Source organism: Ancylobacter lacus, assembly GCF_018390635.1.
Classification (GTDB): Bacteria; Pseudomonadota; Alphaproteobacteria; order Rhizobiales; family Xanthobacteraceae; genus Ancylobacter; species Ancylobacter lacus.
The window spans coordinates 104,435-117,594 of record NZ_JAHBGE010000072.1 but is presented as its reverse complement, the minus strand read 5'-3'; the positions used below and the strand labels follow the sequence as shown (position 1 = coordinate 117,594).

The window sequence follows — 13,160 nt, the reverse complement described above, 5'->3', positions numbered from 1 at the left end:
GCACCCACATGGCGATCGCAACCGGTGACACCCCGGCGCTCCGGTAGTCAAAGCGCCGTCGAACGGAGTTCGTCATGGATGCCGTGCTTAAATCTCTGATGCAGCGAGCAAAGCGTGAAGAGGAGGCCCGCGCGGCCTCAGCCCAGGAGCTGCCCCGGCCGAGCCGCGAGGAGGCGGAGGCCGCGGTGCGCACCCTGATCGCGTGGGCCGGCGACGACCCCAGCCGCGAAGGGCTGCTCGACACGCCCAAGCGGGTGGTGAAGGCCTATGAGGAGCTCTTCAGCGGCTACCGCATACCCGACGAGAGCGTGCTCGACCGCACCTTCGGCGAGATCGGGAACTTCGACGACATGGTGCTGGTGAAGGACATCACCTTCCACTCGCACTGCGAACACCACATGGTGCCGTTCGTCGGCAAGGCGCATGTCGCCTATTTCCCGGTGGAGCGTGTGGTCGGCCTGTCGAAGATCGCCCGGGTGGTGGATCTCTACGCCCGCCGCCTGCAGACCCAGGAGCACATGACCTCGCAGATCATCACCGCGATCGACGAGGCGCTAAAGCCGCGCGGCGTCGCCGTGCTGATCGAGGCGGAGCACATGTGCATGGCGATGCGCGGCATCCAGAAGCAGGGCGCCTCCACCATCACCACCCAGTTCACCGGCATTTTCCGCGACGATCCTCAGGAGCAGATCCGCTTCCTCAGCCTCGTGCGCGGGGTGCGCGTCTGAGGCCGTCATGAGCGAGGCCCTGTTCGCTCCGGCCGCCGACAAGGCGGCGACGGAGGAAGGCGATCGCCTGCGTCCGAAATTCGACCGCGACGGCCTCATCACCGCCGTCGCCGTCGATGCCGGAAACGGCGAGGTGCTGATGGTCGCGCACATGAACGCCGAGGCGCTGGCGCTGACGATCGAGACCGGCGAAGCGCATTACTTCAGCCGCTCCCGCCGCCGCCTCTGGAAGAAGGGCGAGAGCAGCGGCCACGTGCAGAGCGTGGTCGAGCTGCGGGTCGACTGCGACCAGGACGCCGTGGTGATGCGCGTGCGCATGGCCGGGCCCGGGGCGGCCTGCCACACCGGGCATCGCTCCTGCTTCTTCCGTTCCGTGCCGCTGGGCGCGCGCCCCACCCCCGAGCTGACGCTGGCGGTGAACGACGGCGGCAAGCTGTTCGATCCCGAGGCGGTCTACGGCGTGCCGGGCAAAACCGACACGCCGCGCTTCTGAGGCACGCGCCGCTCAGGTCGACATGATGTATTCGCGCATGGCGTGGCTCTCGCGCTCCATCTCCGCCACGCGGTGCTTCACCACGTCGCCGATCGAGATGATGCCGACCAGCCGGCCCGCGGTGACGACGGGGATATGGCGGAAGCGGCCCGCCGTCATCTTCTCCATCACCTGATGGACGGTCTCGCTGCCGTCACAGGTGACCACCTTGTGGGTCATGACGGTGTCGACGGTGTCCTCCAGCCGTTCCGGCCCGTCGAGCCCGACCACGCGCACCACGTCACGCTCGGAAAGGATGCCGACGACGCGGCGGCTGCCGTCCACCACCACGATAGCGCCGATGCGGTTCTCGGCGAGCAGGCGGGCGGCCTCGCGCAGCGGGGCGTCGGGCATGATGGTCAGGACATCCTGCCCCTTGGCATTGATGATCGATCGAACGGTCATGGTCTTCCTCCTTGAAAGGCGCGCGATCATTCAACCGTCGCGCGCTCCTTGAGGGCCGCCGAAGCGGCTCCCCGGGCGAAGATGATCCGTCCATCCGGTTTCCCGGGCAATAGGGAGTTTCAATCGGGCGTTGACGCCGCCGCGGCGATCAGGCGCGGTCGCCGTCGAAGAAGCGGTCGACGTCGGCATCGCTCCTCAGCCGCGGCAGCGGGTCGAACAGCGGGAACAGCAGCAGCCCGGCGAGAAAGCCGCCGATATGGGCCTGCCACGCGATGGTGCCGCCCGCCTCGGTCCCGACCGGCAAGCCCACGCCGATCCCGATATTGATGAGGAACCACACCGCGACGAAGCCGATGACGCGGCGGTCGCGCAACACCACGCCGAGCGGGGCCGCCGGCTGCCGCATCGTGTGCTCGAAACCCTGCGGGCCCATGCCCGCGAATCCCGGCGCCGCGAAGATGAAGCGCACCGCCCCCGCCATGAAGCCGGCGATCGCACCCGACGCGCCCACCAGCGGCACGATCTCGCCCTGGTGGGTCAGCAGGTGCGCCACCGCCCCGGCCGCGGCCGTCACCGCGAAGAAGGCGAGGAACCGGCCGACGCCGAAGCGGCGGGCGACCGGGCTGCCGAACGCCACCATCCACAGCAGGTTGATGCCGATATGGGCGAGGCTGCCATGCAGGAAGGCGTAGGAGACGAAGGTCCAGACATCCGGGCCGAGCGCTTCGCCGATATAGGCCGGCTCGTAGCGCGCGGGGATGAAGGCAAACTGCAGCAGCACCCAGGTGTCCGCCTCGGGGCCGAGCAGGCTGCGCACCCCGTGGACCACGAGCATGACGACGCCGAGCGCGGTGATCACCGCGGGCACATTGAAGACAGGCTGGCGCCGCGGCCGGGGCATCGAGGTTGGGTCAAGCACGGCGCTGACATAGGCGCCAGTCCGCCCCTCCGCAAGCGAAAGCACCGCCTCGCGCCGCCGCCCGCCCGTCCCGGCGGCCCGCAGGCCGTCAAGAATCTCGCAATATTAACGAGCCATTACTGGTTAACGACAAGCAAAACAGGCATTAACAATGTCTGTCCCCGGTATGTCTGAATCGCTCTATCAGCTTAGACCAAGATAAAATCGGCTGTGCGAATATCGCCTCATGGACAGGAAATGAGGTGCGCGATGAAGAAGAGGCTCGAACGGGCCCTGATCGCGGCAATTGCCGGTGCGGCCCTTCTGGGCGGCGCGGGGATTGCCGGCGCGACTCCGGCGCAGGCGCAGCAGCAGGGCGAGAGGCTTCACTTCGCCATGCTGCCGCCCTCGGCGTCGTATGGCGTGAGCAGCATGAGCACCGGGCGCGAGACCAGCCCGCCGCTCGGCTATGTGCAGTTCTGCCAGGCGCAGCCGGCCGAATGCGGCCATGCCAATGACCGCGGCGGGCAGGTGGTGCTCGACCAGGCCGGCTTCAGCCAGCTCGTCGCGGTGAACGCCGACATCAACGCCCGGATCAAGCCGATGACCGATCTCGATCACTATGGCGTGGTCGAATACTGGGCTTACCCTGATGACGGCTATGGCGACTGCGAAGACTACGTGCTGCTGAAACGCCGCACCCTGATCGGGCTTGGCTGGCCCGCCGAAACCTTGCTGATCACCGTGGTGCGCGACGTCAACGGCGAGGGGCACTCGGTGCTGACGGTGGTCACCGACCGCGGCGACCTCGTGCTGGACAACCAGAACGACAAGGTCCGCTCCTGGCTCGACACGCCCTATCGCTATGTGAAGCGGCAGATGCAGGGCCAGCCGGATCGCTGGGTCTCGCTGGGCGATGCCCGGGCACCGGCGACGGTCGGGCGCAACTGAACCCTATCGCCGCTTCCTGCCGCCCGGCGGAAAGCGGCAGCGGGATTGGTCAGCCGAGGCGGACCAGGCCGCCGGCGAAGCGGCGCCAGTTGCGGACATAGTGGCCGGCGGTGCGGCGCAGCCGCTCCACCGTCGCGGCGTCCAGCTCGCGCACCACCCGGCCGGGCGAGCCGACGATCAGCACATTGTCGGGAAATTCCTTGCCCTCGGTGATGAGGGTGTTGGCGCCCACCAGGCAGTTCGCGCCGATACGGGCGCCGTTGAGCAGGGTGGCGCCCATGCCGATCAGGCTCCCCTCCCCCACGGTGCAGCCATGCAGCATCGCGCGGTGGCCGATGGTGCAGTCCGCGCCGAGGGTCATGGGGAAGCCGGGGTCGGTGTGGAGCATGCACAGCTCCTGCACATTCACCCGCGCCCCGAGGTCGATCAGCTCGTTATCGCCACGGATCACCGCGCCGAACCACACGCTCGCCTCGTCGCCGAGGCGGACATTGCCGATGACGGCGGCATCCGGGGCCACCCAGTAGCGCCCGGCGGCCGGAAGTTCGGGTTCGACGCCGTCGAGCGCATAGATCGTCACGAAACGCCTCAGTCTTCCAGATCGGTATCGAGGATGGCCATCTGGAAGTTATAGGAGAGGTCGCCGTCTTCCTTGTCCTCGAACATCACGCCGATAAACTCGTCGCCGATATAGACCTCGGCCGAATCCTTCTTCTTCGGGCGCGCGACGACCCGGATCTGCGCATTGCCGAACAGGCGGCGCATATAGGTCTGGACGCGCTCGAGATCCTTCTTCTCCAAAGTCCGTGCTCCCGTGAACCGTTGAACCGGGCGCAGGCTTGCCACGCCGAGGCGCCCGGCGCAACCCGCGGGCGGCCCCGGCGCGGCGCAAGGGCCGCGGCCGGAGAAAAGCGGGGACGCCGTTCAGATCGCCTCGCCGAGGAAAGGCATGTCGAACACGTCGAACATCTGGTTCATCTGCCGCGAGGGTTCGGAACAGCCCGCTTCCCCCACCACCTTCGCCGGAATGCCGGCCACGGTGGATTTCGCCGGCACCGGCTTCAGCACCACCGAGCCGGCGGCGACGCGGGCGCAGTGACCCACCTCGATATTGCCGAGCACCTTGGCGCCGGCGCCGATCAGCACGCCGCGGCGGATCTTCGGGTGGCGGTCGCCATGCTCCTTGCCGGTGCCGCCCAGCGTGACGCCCTGAAGAATGGAGACGTCGTCCTCGATCACCGCGGTCTCGCCCACGACGATGCCGGTGGCGTGGTCGAAGAACAGGCCACGGCCGATCCGCGCCGCCGGGTTGATGTCGACCTGGTGCACGCTGGAGGAGCGGCTCTGCAGGTAGAGCGCGAAGTCGCGACGTCCCTGCGTCCACAGCCAGTGCGCGAGCCGGTGGGTCTGGATGGCGTGGAAGCCCTTGTAATAGAGCAGCGGCTCCAGCGCCCGGGTGGTGGCGGGGTCGCGGTCGCACACCGCCATGATGTCGGCGCGTATGGCGATGCCGATGTCCGGCTCGGCGGCGAAGGCTTCGTCGAAGGCCTGCCGGATCAGCTCGCCCGGCACGTCGACATGGTGCAGCCGCTGGGAAATTCGGTGCGCGACCGCGCGCTCCAGCGACTGGTGGTAGAGCACGGTGGAGAAGATGAAGCTGACCAGCGCCGGCTCGCGCGCCGCCATCTCCTCGGCTTCGCGACGGATGCGCGCCCACACCGGGTCGACCTTGTCGAGGGTGCGCGGGGGCGGTTCGACGACGTGCAGCGATGTCTGCGCCATGGGATCACCTGAACATGCGGCGGGCCAGTGGCCCGGGCGTTGGCAACCGTCCTAGCACAATTGGGGTGGCGAGCCTACGCCGTCCAGCCCCCGGTCCGTGCAGGCCGCGCGGGCCTGCCCTACCCGGCGTTCCAGCCGAGAATCGCGGCATAGACCGCCATGGAGGCGGCATAGAGCGCGGCGAGCAGCGCGAAGCCGGCGATCTCCCGCCAAAGGCCCGGCTCCGGCACCAGCCACCAGCCGAACCAGCCGAACGCCTTCGGCACCGCCCACCAGCCGAGCAGTTGCGTGCTCACCAGATTGCCGATGAACAGCGCCAGCCAGAACGGCACGCCGAGCCCGCCCAGCACCGGCCCGCCGATGAAGACGCTCCAGAGGAAGACCACGGGATAGAGCACCAGCAGCACGAGCAGATTCGACTTCAGGATGCCGAGCGGACCGGAACGCTCGCCGGCAGCGGGACCCCGGAACCAGAAGTCGAAGCCGCGCCCGGCGCGCCGCAGGCTGAAACCGGGCTCGAAGGGACGCCCGCCCTCCAGATGCCGCCGCCGCTGGTCCGACTGAAGCCAGTTCGTCAGCGCCTCGTCGCTGTCGAAGCTGAGAACGATGATCCATTCCTCGTGCAGCCCCGGCACGGGGCGCTCGATCTTGTGGCGGAGAAAGCCGGGAAAATCCGCCTCCGCGCGCTGGATCTCGCGCTGCCACGCCAGGAAGGCCGCCTCCTGCCCCGGCTCGACCCGGTAGGAAATGACGGCGGAGGCGGCGGCCGCCGGCCGCGGGCCGCCGTCGCTCAGCAGGTGCACCTCCTCCGGGCCGACGAAATGGCCCTCCACCTCCCGCAGCAGCGCGCCGTAATCGGCGTGCCGGAGCCAGTCCCGCGCCGCCTCGGCCCGCGCGAAATGCTGGATCAGCACCCAGTCCGGCTGCGCCGGCGGCGTCGGCGGCACCACCTCCTGCCCGTGGAAGCCCGGCCAGTCCCGCAGATGCTCGGCAAGCCGGCCGAGCCATCGGGCATAGTCGGCATAGCCGCCATCGGCGATGCGGCGCTGGCTCACCAGCGCCACGCCCCCGCCCTTCGATGCCCGGTCGGCGCCCGCCATCGCGCGCTCAATCCCGGCTGTAGAGGCGCTCGCCCATCACCCAGGTTTGCGCCACCGCCCGGTCGTCGCCCACCATCATGATGGCGAAGAGCACGTCGGCCGCCTGCTCCATGGTTTCGGGACCCGATTCCGGTGCCAGCAGCGACTGGTGCCAGCGCTGCGCCAGAGGGCCGCCGTTCCAGTCCAGCGCGACGAAATCCGCCTCCTTGCCCGGCTGGAAATTGCCGACCATCTCGTCGATGCAGAGCCCCTCGGCGCCGCCGAGCGTGATCGACCAGAAACTGCGCCAGGGCGACATCTTGTTGCGCTCGGCCTCGGCGAGGTCCTTGCGCGCGGGGTCGACGCTGCCGTCCAGCAAGGTGTTGTTGCACATGCCGACCTTGTAGGCATCGTCGAGCACGTTGAGCATGGAGAAGCGGTTGCCGCCGCCCATGTCCGTGCCGAAGGACATCTTCACCCGGTGCGCGGGGTCGGTGGCGCGGCCGATGCGGAACAGCCCGCTGCCGAGGAACAGGTTCGAGCACGGGCAGAACACCACCGCCGCCCCGCTCGCCGACATCCGGCGGAACTCGCCGTCCGACAGCCACACCCCGTGGCCGCCGGAGAATTTGGGGCCGACAAGGCCGTATTTCTCATAGACGCCGAGATAATCGTCGCAGTCGGCGTGCTGCTCCAGCACGCCGCGGCATTCCGTGGGATTTTCCGAGATATGGGTGTTCACCCAGCAGTCCGGGTGCTCCTGCTTCAGCCGCTGGCACGCCGCCAGCAGTTCGTGCGAGGCGCCGAAGGCGAAGCGCGGGGTGATGGCGTAGAGGTTGCGCCCCTGCCGGTGGTAGCGCGCGATCAGCGCCTTGCTGTCGCGGTAAAAGTTCTCCGGCGTGTCGAGGAACTCGGCCGGCGCGTTGCGGTCGATGCCGGTCAGCCCGGCGATGACGCGCATGTTGCGGCGGCCGGCCTCCTCGAACAGCTCCTCGGTGCTCACCGGCGAGGAACTGGTGAAGGCCTGGCAGGTGGTGGTGCCGGCGGCGAGAAGGTCGTCGAAGAAGCGCCCGGCGCCCTCACGGGCATAGTCGCGGTCGCGGTACTTCAGCTCCTCGGGAAACACCCATTTCTGCAGCCACGGCAGCAGCTGCTCGCCATAGGCGCCCAGCACCCGGGTCTGCGGGAAATGGATGTGGCCGTCGATGAAGCCGGGCAGGATGAGGCGGTCCTCGATGACCGTGATCGCGACCCCGGCATGGCGCGGCGCCACCTCCGCGAAGGGCCCGAAATCGGCGATGAGCCCGTCCTCGATCACCAGCAGCCCGTCCGGCAGGAAGCGGGCGGCCTCCGCCTCGCGGCCGACATGCTTCCAGGGATCGTCGATGAAGTCGAAGAAGCGGCCGCGGATCGCGAGGGTGCTCATGGAACTACCTGAAGTGGAGGCGGCGGGAAGCGGAAGGCGCGGGCACAGGCGTTCACCGGCACCGTTCCGGGCGCCGGCGCATCGCGGCGGTCCGACCGCCGAGAATGTGCCTTGCGCGCCGGAGTTAACCACGTAACCCGTGGGAAGGACAGCGGCGCGCCGCGAGGCCGCGCGGCGGATTCACTTTCCCAGAAAGAGTCAACAACCCATTGATTTAAGATAATATTCGGCAAAGGCCGCGTGCGGACCACCCTCTTGCCGCGCCGCTTCAGCCGCTGCGGCCAACCGATTCCGCAGACTCGGCTTTTGCCGCCTCAGCCATGGGCGTCGAGGAACTCCAGCACCGCCGCCTTGAACACCTTGTCGCCGACCGCGACCATATGGTCGCGCCCGGGGATATCGACCACCCGGGCGTCGGGCATGATGTCCGCCAGCGCCTGCGCCGAGCCGGCGACGGTGTCGCGGGTGCCGACCCCGATCAGCGTCGGCACATGGATGCCGGCGACATCCTCCTTGGGCAGCTTGCGCCGCGAGCCGAGGATGCAGGCGGCGAGGGCGCGGCGGTCGCTGCCGGTCTGGTCGGCGAACTGGCGGAAGGTGCGGCCGACCGGGTCGCTCACCGCGTCGAGGCTGTCGGCCAGCAGGGCGTCGGCGATGCTGTCGGGCAAGCTGGCGCCTTCGACAAGGTGAAGGCCGATGCCGCCGAGCACGAGGGTGCGCAGCCGCTCCGGCGCCTGCACCGCCACGCAGGCGCCGATCCGCCCGCCCATCGAGTAGCCCATCAGGTCCGCACGGGCGATGCCGAGATGGTCGAGCAGCGCGAGGGCGTCGCGCGCCATGATGTCGGGGTCGTACTGCGCCTTGTCGTAGAGCTTGGCCGAGGCGCCATGGCCGCGATTGTCCAGCGCGATGACCCGCCGCCCCGCCCGCACCAGCGTCGACACCCAGCCCGGCCCCACCCAGTTCACCTCCTTGGTGGAGCCGAAGCCGTGGATGAGCAGGATCGGTTCGCCCTCTCCCTCGTCGAGAAAGGCGAAGTCGAGGCCGTCGTGCTGGAAGCTGGGCATGGGCGGGTCCGTCTCCTCATCGGCGCGGAAAAGCGCGGCGCGCGGTCCGGCGCAGCAAGGCCGATGCGGCGGCGAAGCGCAAGCCGGCGCGCGGCCGATGCGCCGCCGGGGTTAAATGTTCTCTTTTTGTTCGGATGTCGCTAACCTGCCGCCGATCAGGGAGCGAATCCATGCCGACACCCCCGCCCGCACCGTCCATGCCGTCCCCGACGGACGCCGGCGACCGACCCGAGGCCGCCTTCGCCGCGCGGCGCGCGGCGCGGCATGCCGCCTTCCGCGCCCTGCACCAGCGCCCGGGCGCTTTCGTCATGCCGAATCCATGGGACGCCGGCTCCGCCCGCATTCTCACCGCCCTCGGCTTCGAGGCGCTGGCCACCACCAGCGCCGGCTTCGCCTTCTCCATCGGCCGGCGGGATTCGCAGGCGGCGCTGCCGCGCGAAATGATCCTCGCCAATGCCCGCGCCATCGTGGAGGCGACGGAGCTGCCGGTCTCGGCCGATCTCGAGGACGGCTTCGGTCCCGCCCCGGAAGATTGCGCCCTCACCGTCCGGCTGGCGGCGGAAGCCGGGCTCGTCGGCGGCTCCATCGAGGACGCCACCGGCGATCCGGCGCAGCCGATCCATCCCTTCGCCCAGGCGGTGGAACGCGTGGCCTCCGCGGCGGAGGAGGCCCGCCGCCACCCCTTCCTGCTCACCGCCCGCGCGGAGAACTTCCTGTGGGGCCGGCCCGACCTCGACGACACCATCCGCCGGCTGCAGGCCTTCGAGGCGGCGGGCGCCGACGTGCTCTATGCGCCGGGCCTGCGCGATCTCGCCATGATCCGCGCCGTCTGCGCCGCGCTCTCCCGGCCGGTCAATGTGGTGATGGGGCTGGCGGGGCCGACCTTCACCGTGGCGGAACTGGAGGCGGCGGGGGTGAAGCGCATCAGCGTCGGCGGCTCCTTCGCGCGCGCCGCGCTCGGCGCCCTCGCCCGGGCCGCCCGGGAGGTGAAGGAGCACGGCACCTTCAGCTATGCCGGCGACGCCATGTCGGCGCGGGAGGCGGAAAGCTACATGGCGGCGGCGGCGCGGTAGGGTACGCCCGCCGGGCCGAGCCCCGGCACCGCATCGCGGCCGCGCGGGCGGCCGTGGCGCCGGCCCCGGCGCCGCCAGAGCGGGCGCAACATCTCCACCACGAAGCCGTTGAACGCCGTCACCAGCCCCAGCAGGTTGAAGGCGGCGGCGATCAGCCAGAGCGCAAGCTTCGCCATCGCCTCGGTCACCACCAGCGCGCCACGGCCCAGCGTCTTGAGGATGGCGAGGGTCTGGCCGCCCTTCACCTCCGCCAGCCGCCGCAGCCGGGCGGCGTCGCCGGCGCCGTCGAGGTGGCGCAGGCCGAGCAGCGTGGCGCGGGTGCCGGCCTTGCCCTGCGCCGCGCCGAGATCGCCTGCGAGCGCGGCCAGCGAAACCGTGCCGCGTGCCGTCCCCCGTGCCGCCAGCCGGGAGGCGCCGGCGCCGTCGGCCGCGGCGCCACCCAGCCGGGCAGCGGCCGGCGCGGCCGGGCGCAGGCCGCGGACGACATCGGCGGTGAGACGCGCGCTCATCAGCCCGGCGCGACGGGCGCCCTTGAGCACGCTGAGCCCCGCCCGCATCGGCAGCGAGGCGCCGAGCGTCGCGTAGGTGACGCCGGTGGCGGCGATGCCGGCGGCGGACAGGCCGAGAATGAGGTCGTCCACCTCCTCGCCGCGCGCCCAGTTCAGAACCTGGCGGCCGCCGTCGCGCAGGTCGCCCCATACGGTGAGATCGCCGGCCACCGCGCCGGCAAGGCCCGGCAGGTCGTCCGCCGTGCCGGTGACGAGGCCGCGCCCGAAGCTGCCGGCCCCGCGCAGCGCCGCGGCGGCCCCGCCCGACCCGGCCGCCACCCGCGCCCGCTGCGCCGGGTCGACCGCGACATGGCGGTCGTCGGCAAGGGCGAGGAAGCTCGCCGCCAGCTCGCCATCGCCGTCGGCGAGCGCCGCGTCGATCTCGGCGGCGACGCGCGGCGCGGTCAGCTCCCGGTCGAGCGCGAGGTCGGCGATGCGCGCGGCGTCCTCGCGCGCCATCACCCGGTCGAGCGCGAACCGGCCCATCGGCACCACCCAGTGGGCGGCACCGGCACAGGCCAGCAGCAGACCGAGCGAGGCGAGAAGGCGGCGCATGGGCGGTTCGGGCTCCAGATCGCGGCAAGGGGAGGGGAAAGGCGCCCCGACACGGGGAAAACGCCGTCTCAGCCCATATGATCCGCCATTGTGGCGGGCAAAAGGGCGCGCCTCCCTTTGACCCGGCCGGCGGAACCGCTATGTTCGCGGCGAGGGGCCGGCCTCGCCGCCGCACGCCCCTGCGATCAGTCGAGCAGAGAGTCGAGCGCACCATGGCGGGCCACGTCGTTCCTCATTTCCACAATTCGGCGGGCGTTCCGATCATTCGCGTCGGCGCGAAGGAATTCATGTGCGTCGGGGCCAAGCCGCCCTACGACCATCCCCACGTCTTCCTCGACATGGGCTCGGATGACGAGATCATCTGCCCCTACTGCTCGACGCTGTACCGCTACGATCACCACCTCCACGGCACCGACACCAACCCTCCGGGCTGCCTGTTCGACGTGCCCGCCGCCGCCTGAGCGGCGACCATGCCCCAGACGCGGCGCATCGCCATTGCCGGAGCCGGCATCGGCGGGCTGGCGGCCGCGCTCGGCGCCGCCCGCGCGGGCTGGCACGTCACCGTGCTGGAACGGGCGCTGAAGCTGGAAGAGGCCGGCGCCGGCGTCCAGCTCGCCGTCAACGCCACGCGCTGCCTCGCCGCGCTCGGGGTGCTCGATCTGCTGCGCGACAGCGCGGTGCATCCCCGCGCCTTCCGCATCCTCGACGGGCTCGGCGGCCGGCTTCTTGCCGAAGCCCGCACCGACCGCGACGCCGAGGCGCATTATGGCGGCCCGTTCCTCGTCATCCACCGCGCCGACCTGCAGAGCGCCCTGCTTGCCGCGGTGCACGCCGAGCGCCGCATCGAGCTGAGGCTCGGCCGCACGGTGGAGGATTTCGCCGAGTCCGACCGCGGCGTGACGGTGCTCGCCAGCCATGACGGCCGCACCGAGCAGATCGAGGCGGAGGCGCTGGTGGGGGCGGACGGCCTGCGCTCCACCCTGCGCGCCCGCCTCTTCCCGCAGTCCGACCCGGTGTTCCGCAACCGGGCGGCCTGGCGCGCCACCCTGCCGGTCGGCGCCGTGCCGGAGCGGCTGCGCGACCCGGCGGTGCGGCTGTTCCTCGGCCCGCGCGCCCATGTCGTCGCCTATCCCGTCAAGGCGGGACAGGCGCTCAACCTCGTGGTGGCGACGCCGGAATCGCGCGCCAGCCATGGCTGGGGCATCGGCGCCTCGCCGGAGGAACTCACCAGCCTGTTCCGCGGCTGGAGCGCCGAGGCGCGGGCGCTGATCGGCGCGCCGGAGCACTGGCTGCGCTGGGCGCTGTGCGATATCGAGCCGCTGCGGAGCTGGGGCAGCGGCCGGGTGACGCTGCTGGGCGACGCCGCCCACGCCATGCTGCCCTTCCTCGCCCAGGGCGCGGCGCAGGCGATCGAGGACGCCACCGTGCTCGGCCTTTTTCTGGAACGCGCCGGCCGCGACGTGCCGGCCGCGCTGCGGGCCTATGAGCGCGCCCGCCAGCCCCGGACCCGGCAGGTGCAGAAGGCCGCGCTCGGCATGGACCGCATCTACCATCTCGCCGGCCCGGCCCGGCTCGCCCGCGACATGGTCATCCGGGCGCGGGGCGGCGCCGGGCTCTACCGGCGCTATGGCTGGATCTATGGCTGGCGGCCGCCCGTGCTGCCGCCGGCCGGGGCGGAGCCGCTCAGCCCATCTGCAGCCGCAGGCCGATGATGCCGGCGAGGATGGCGCCGACCGAAACCACCTTCAGCACCGTCAGCGGCTCGTTGAACAGCACCGCGCCCAGGATCACGGTTCCGATGGTGCCGACCGCCGTCCAGGCGGGATAGGCGACGCTCACCGGCAGCGTCTTCATCGCCGCGGTGAGGAACATCAGGCTCGCAATGCCGGCGGCGACGGTGAAGACGCTCCAGCCGATGCGGGAGAAGCCTTCGGCATATTTCATCGTCACCGCGAACAGCATCTCGAACAGCGACGCGACGACGAGACAGACCCAGGCCATTGCGCTCCCCCCTGCCCGCCCCATGACGCAGGCCATGCGAGCGATGTCATCCATGGCTGGCCGGCGCCAGCCGAGCCGCTTATAGATGCTCGACAATCCTCCCGACAAACGCGGA

General features: G+C 70.6%; 16 protein-coding genes. 6 read left to right on the top strand and 10 right to left on the bottom strand.

What is annotated here, in order from left to right; translation table 11 throughout:
- The first annotated feature begins 74 nt into the window (after positions 1-74).
- Entirely contained in the window at positions 75-728 is a 654-nt protein-coding gene (folE, locus tag KHC27_RS17665) for a GTP cyclohydrolase I FolE (RefSeq protein ID WP_213340710.1), read from the top strand.
- A gap of 7 nt (positions 729-735) precedes the next feature.
- Positions 736-1,221 carry a phosphoribosyl-AMP cyclohydrolase gene (hisI, locus tag KHC27_RS17660; RefSeq protein ID WP_213340709.1) on the top strand — a complete coding sequence of 162 codons (486 nt, stop codon included), beginning with the start codon at positions 736-738 and terminating at the stop codon, positions 1,219-1,221.
- A 12-nt stretch (positions 1,222-1,233) separates the two neighbouring features.
- On the opposite strand, the gene KHC27_RS17655 is transcribed toward hisI, so the two are convergent.
- Complete coding sequence (locus KHC27_RS17655; RefSeq protein ID WP_213340708.1) at positions 1,234-1,665, bottom strand: CBS domain-containing protein; 432 nt, start codon at positions 1,663-1,665, stop codon at positions 1,234-1,236.
- A 148-nt stretch (positions 1,666-1,813) separates the two neighbouring features.
- Complete coding sequence (locus KHC27_RS17650; RefSeq protein ID WP_343210937.1) at positions 1,814-2,524, bottom strand: rhomboid family intramembrane serine protease; 711 nt, start codon at positions 2,522-2,524, stop codon at positions 1,814-1,816.
- A 309-nt stretch (positions 2,525-2,833) separates the two neighbouring features.
- Between KHC27_RS17650 and KHC27_RS17645 the strand changes: the two genes are divergently transcribed.
- A complete protein-coding gene (locus tag KHC27_RS17645) occupies positions 2,834-3,514 on the top strand; it encodes a transglutaminase-like cysteine peptidase (RefSeq protein ID WP_213340706.1) in 681 nt (226 codons plus the stop codon).
- Between the two features lie 49 nt (positions 3,515-3,563).
- On the opposite strand, the gene KHC27_RS17640 is transcribed toward KHC27_RS17645, so the two are convergent.
- The 6 genes from KHC27_RS17640 to KHC27_RS17615 all read right to left on the bottom strand — a co-directional run bounded on the left by KHC27_RS17640 (position 3,564) and on the right by KHC27_RS17615 (position 8,868).
- Positions 3,564-4,094: a gamma carbonic anhydrase family protein gene (locus KHC27_RS17640; RefSeq protein WP_213340705.1), complete on the bottom strand. Its 531-nt coding sequence runs from the start codon at positions 4,092-4,094 to the stop codon at positions 3,564-3,566.
- An 8-nt stretch (positions 4,095-4,102) separates the two neighbouring features.
- A complete protein-coding gene (locus KHC27_RS17635; RefSeq protein WP_213340704.1) occupies positions 4,103-4,315 on the bottom strand; it encodes a DUF3126 family protein in 213 nt (70 codons plus the stop codon).
- Positions 4,316-4,438: 123 nt separating this feature from the next.
- Entirely contained in the window at positions 4,439-5,296 is an 858-nt protein-coding gene (cysE, locus tag KHC27_RS17630; RefSeq protein WP_213340703.1) for a serine O-acetyltransferase, read from the bottom strand.
- 119 nt (positions 5,297-5,415) lie between these two features.
- The gene (locus tag KHC27_RS17625; protein WP_213340702.1) at positions 5,416-6,396 is read right to left on the bottom strand and encodes an antibiotic biosynthesis monooxygenase; all 981 of its coding nucleotides are present in this window, start codon (positions 6,394-6,396) and stop codon (positions 5,416-5,418) included.
- A 7-nt stretch (positions 6,397-6,403) separates the two neighbouring features.
- Positions 6,404-7,801, bottom strand: a complete 1,398-nt coding sequence (gene guaD, locus KHC27_RS17620; protein ID WP_213340701.1) for a guanine deaminase — start codon at positions 7,799-7,801, stop codon at positions 6,404-6,406.
- A 314-nt stretch (positions 7,802-8,115) separates the two neighbouring features.
- A complete protein-coding gene (locus KHC27_RS17615; protein WP_213340700.1) occupies positions 8,116-8,868 on the bottom strand; it encodes an alpha/beta fold hydrolase in 753 nt (250 codons plus the stop codon).
- Positions 8,869-9,065: 197 nt separating this feature from the next.
- Here KHC27_RS17615 and KHC27_RS17610 point away from each other — a divergent pair, with 197 nt between their 5' ends.
- Positions 9,066-9,941 (top strand): isocitrate lyase/PEP mutase family protein, encoded by an 876-nt coding sequence (locus KHC27_RS17610; RefSeq protein WP_213340849.1) that lies wholly within the window; start codon positions 9,066-9,068, stop codon positions 9,939-9,941.
- On the opposite strand, the gene KHC27_RS17605 is transcribed toward KHC27_RS17610, so the two are convergent.
- Complete coding sequence (locus KHC27_RS17605; RefSeq protein WP_213340699.1) at positions 9,917-11,044, bottom strand: hypothetical protein; 1,128 nt, start codon at positions 11,042-11,044, stop codon at positions 9,917-9,919. The two genes, KHC27_RS17610 and KHC27_RS17605, sit on opposite strands and share 25 nt — an antisense overlap.
- A 212-nt stretch (positions 11,045-11,256) precedes the next feature.
- On the opposite strand from KHC27_RS17605, the gene KHC27_RS17600 reads away from it, so the two are divergent.
- Positions 11,257-11,505 (top strand): zinc-finger domain-containing protein, encoded by a 249-nt coding sequence (locus KHC27_RS17600; protein WP_213340698.1) that lies wholly within the window; start codon positions 11,257-11,259, stop codon positions 11,503-11,505.
- Between the two features lie 9 nt (positions 11,506-11,514).
- On the top strand, positions 11,515-12,756 hold the full coding sequence (locus KHC27_RS17595; protein WP_213340697.1) for an FAD-dependent monooxygenase: 1,242 nt from the start codon (positions 11,515-11,517) through the stop codon (positions 12,754-12,756).
- Here the strand turns inward: KHC27_RS17595 and KHC27_RS17590 are convergent.
- Positions 12,728-13,045 (bottom strand): DMT family transporter, encoded by a 318-nt coding sequence (locus tag KHC27_RS17590; RefSeq protein WP_213340696.1) that lies wholly within the window; start codon positions 13,043-13,045, stop codon positions 12,728-12,730. The two genes, KHC27_RS17595 and KHC27_RS17590, sit on opposite strands and share 29 nt — an antisense overlap.
- Between the last annotated feature and the right edge of the window lie 115 nt (positions 13,046-13,160).

Excerpts from the sequence above, each read along its gene's own strand:
- KHC27_RS17615 (WP_213340700.1), bottom strand. The coding sequence starts at position 8,868 with ATGCCCAGCTTCCAGCACGACGGCCTCGACTTCGCCTTTCTCGACGAG.
- KHC27_RS17655 (WP_213340708.1), bottom strand. The coding sequence starts at position 1,665 with ATGACCGTTCGATCGATCATCAATGCCAAGGGGCAGGATGTCCTGACC.
- KHC27_RS17590 (WP_213340696.1), bottom strand. The coding sequence starts at position 13,045 with ATGGCCTGGGTCTGTCTCGTCGTCGCGTCGCTGTTCGAGATGCTGTTC.
- KHC27_RS17605 (WP_213340699.1), bottom strand. The coding sequence starts at position 11,044 with ATGCGCCGCCTTCTCGCCTCGCTCGGTCTGCTGCTGGCCTGTGCCGGT.
- KHC27_RS17595 (WP_213340697.1), top strand. The coding sequence starts at position 11,515 with ATGCCCCAGACGCGGCGCATCGCCATTGCCGGAGCCGGCATCGGCGGG.
- KHC27_RS17600 (WP_213340698.1), top strand. The coding sequence starts at position 11,257 with ATGGCGGGCCACGTCGTTCCTCATTTCCACAATTCGGCGGGCGTTCCG.
- hisI (WP_213340709.1), top strand. The coding sequence starts at position 736 with ATGAGCGAGGCCCTGTTCGCTCCGGCCGCCGACAAGGCGGCGACGGAG.
- KHC27_RS17625 (WP_213340702.1), bottom strand. The coding sequence starts at position 6,396 with ATGGCGGGCGCCGACCGGGCATCGAAGGGCGGGGGCGTGGCGCTGGTG.
- KHC27_RS17645 (WP_213340706.1), top strand. The coding sequence starts at position 2,834 with ATGAAGAAGAGGCTCGAACGGGCCCTGATCGCGGCAATTGCCGGTGCG.
- cysE (WP_213340703.1), bottom strand. The coding sequence starts at position 5,296 with ATGGCGCAGACATCGCTGCACGTCGTCGAACCGCCCCCGCGCACCCTC.
- KHC27_RS17610 (WP_213340849.1), top strand. The coding sequence starts at position 9,066 with ATGCCGTCCCCGACGGACGCCGGCGACCGACCCGAGGCCGCCTTCGCC.
- folE (WP_213340710.1), top strand. The coding sequence starts at position 75 with ATGGATGCCGTGCTTAAATCTCTGATGCAGCGAGCAAAGCGTGAAGAG.
- guaD (WP_213340701.1), bottom strand. The coding sequence starts at position 7,801 with ATGAGCACCCTCGCGATCCGCGGCCGCTTCTTCGACTTCATCGACGAT.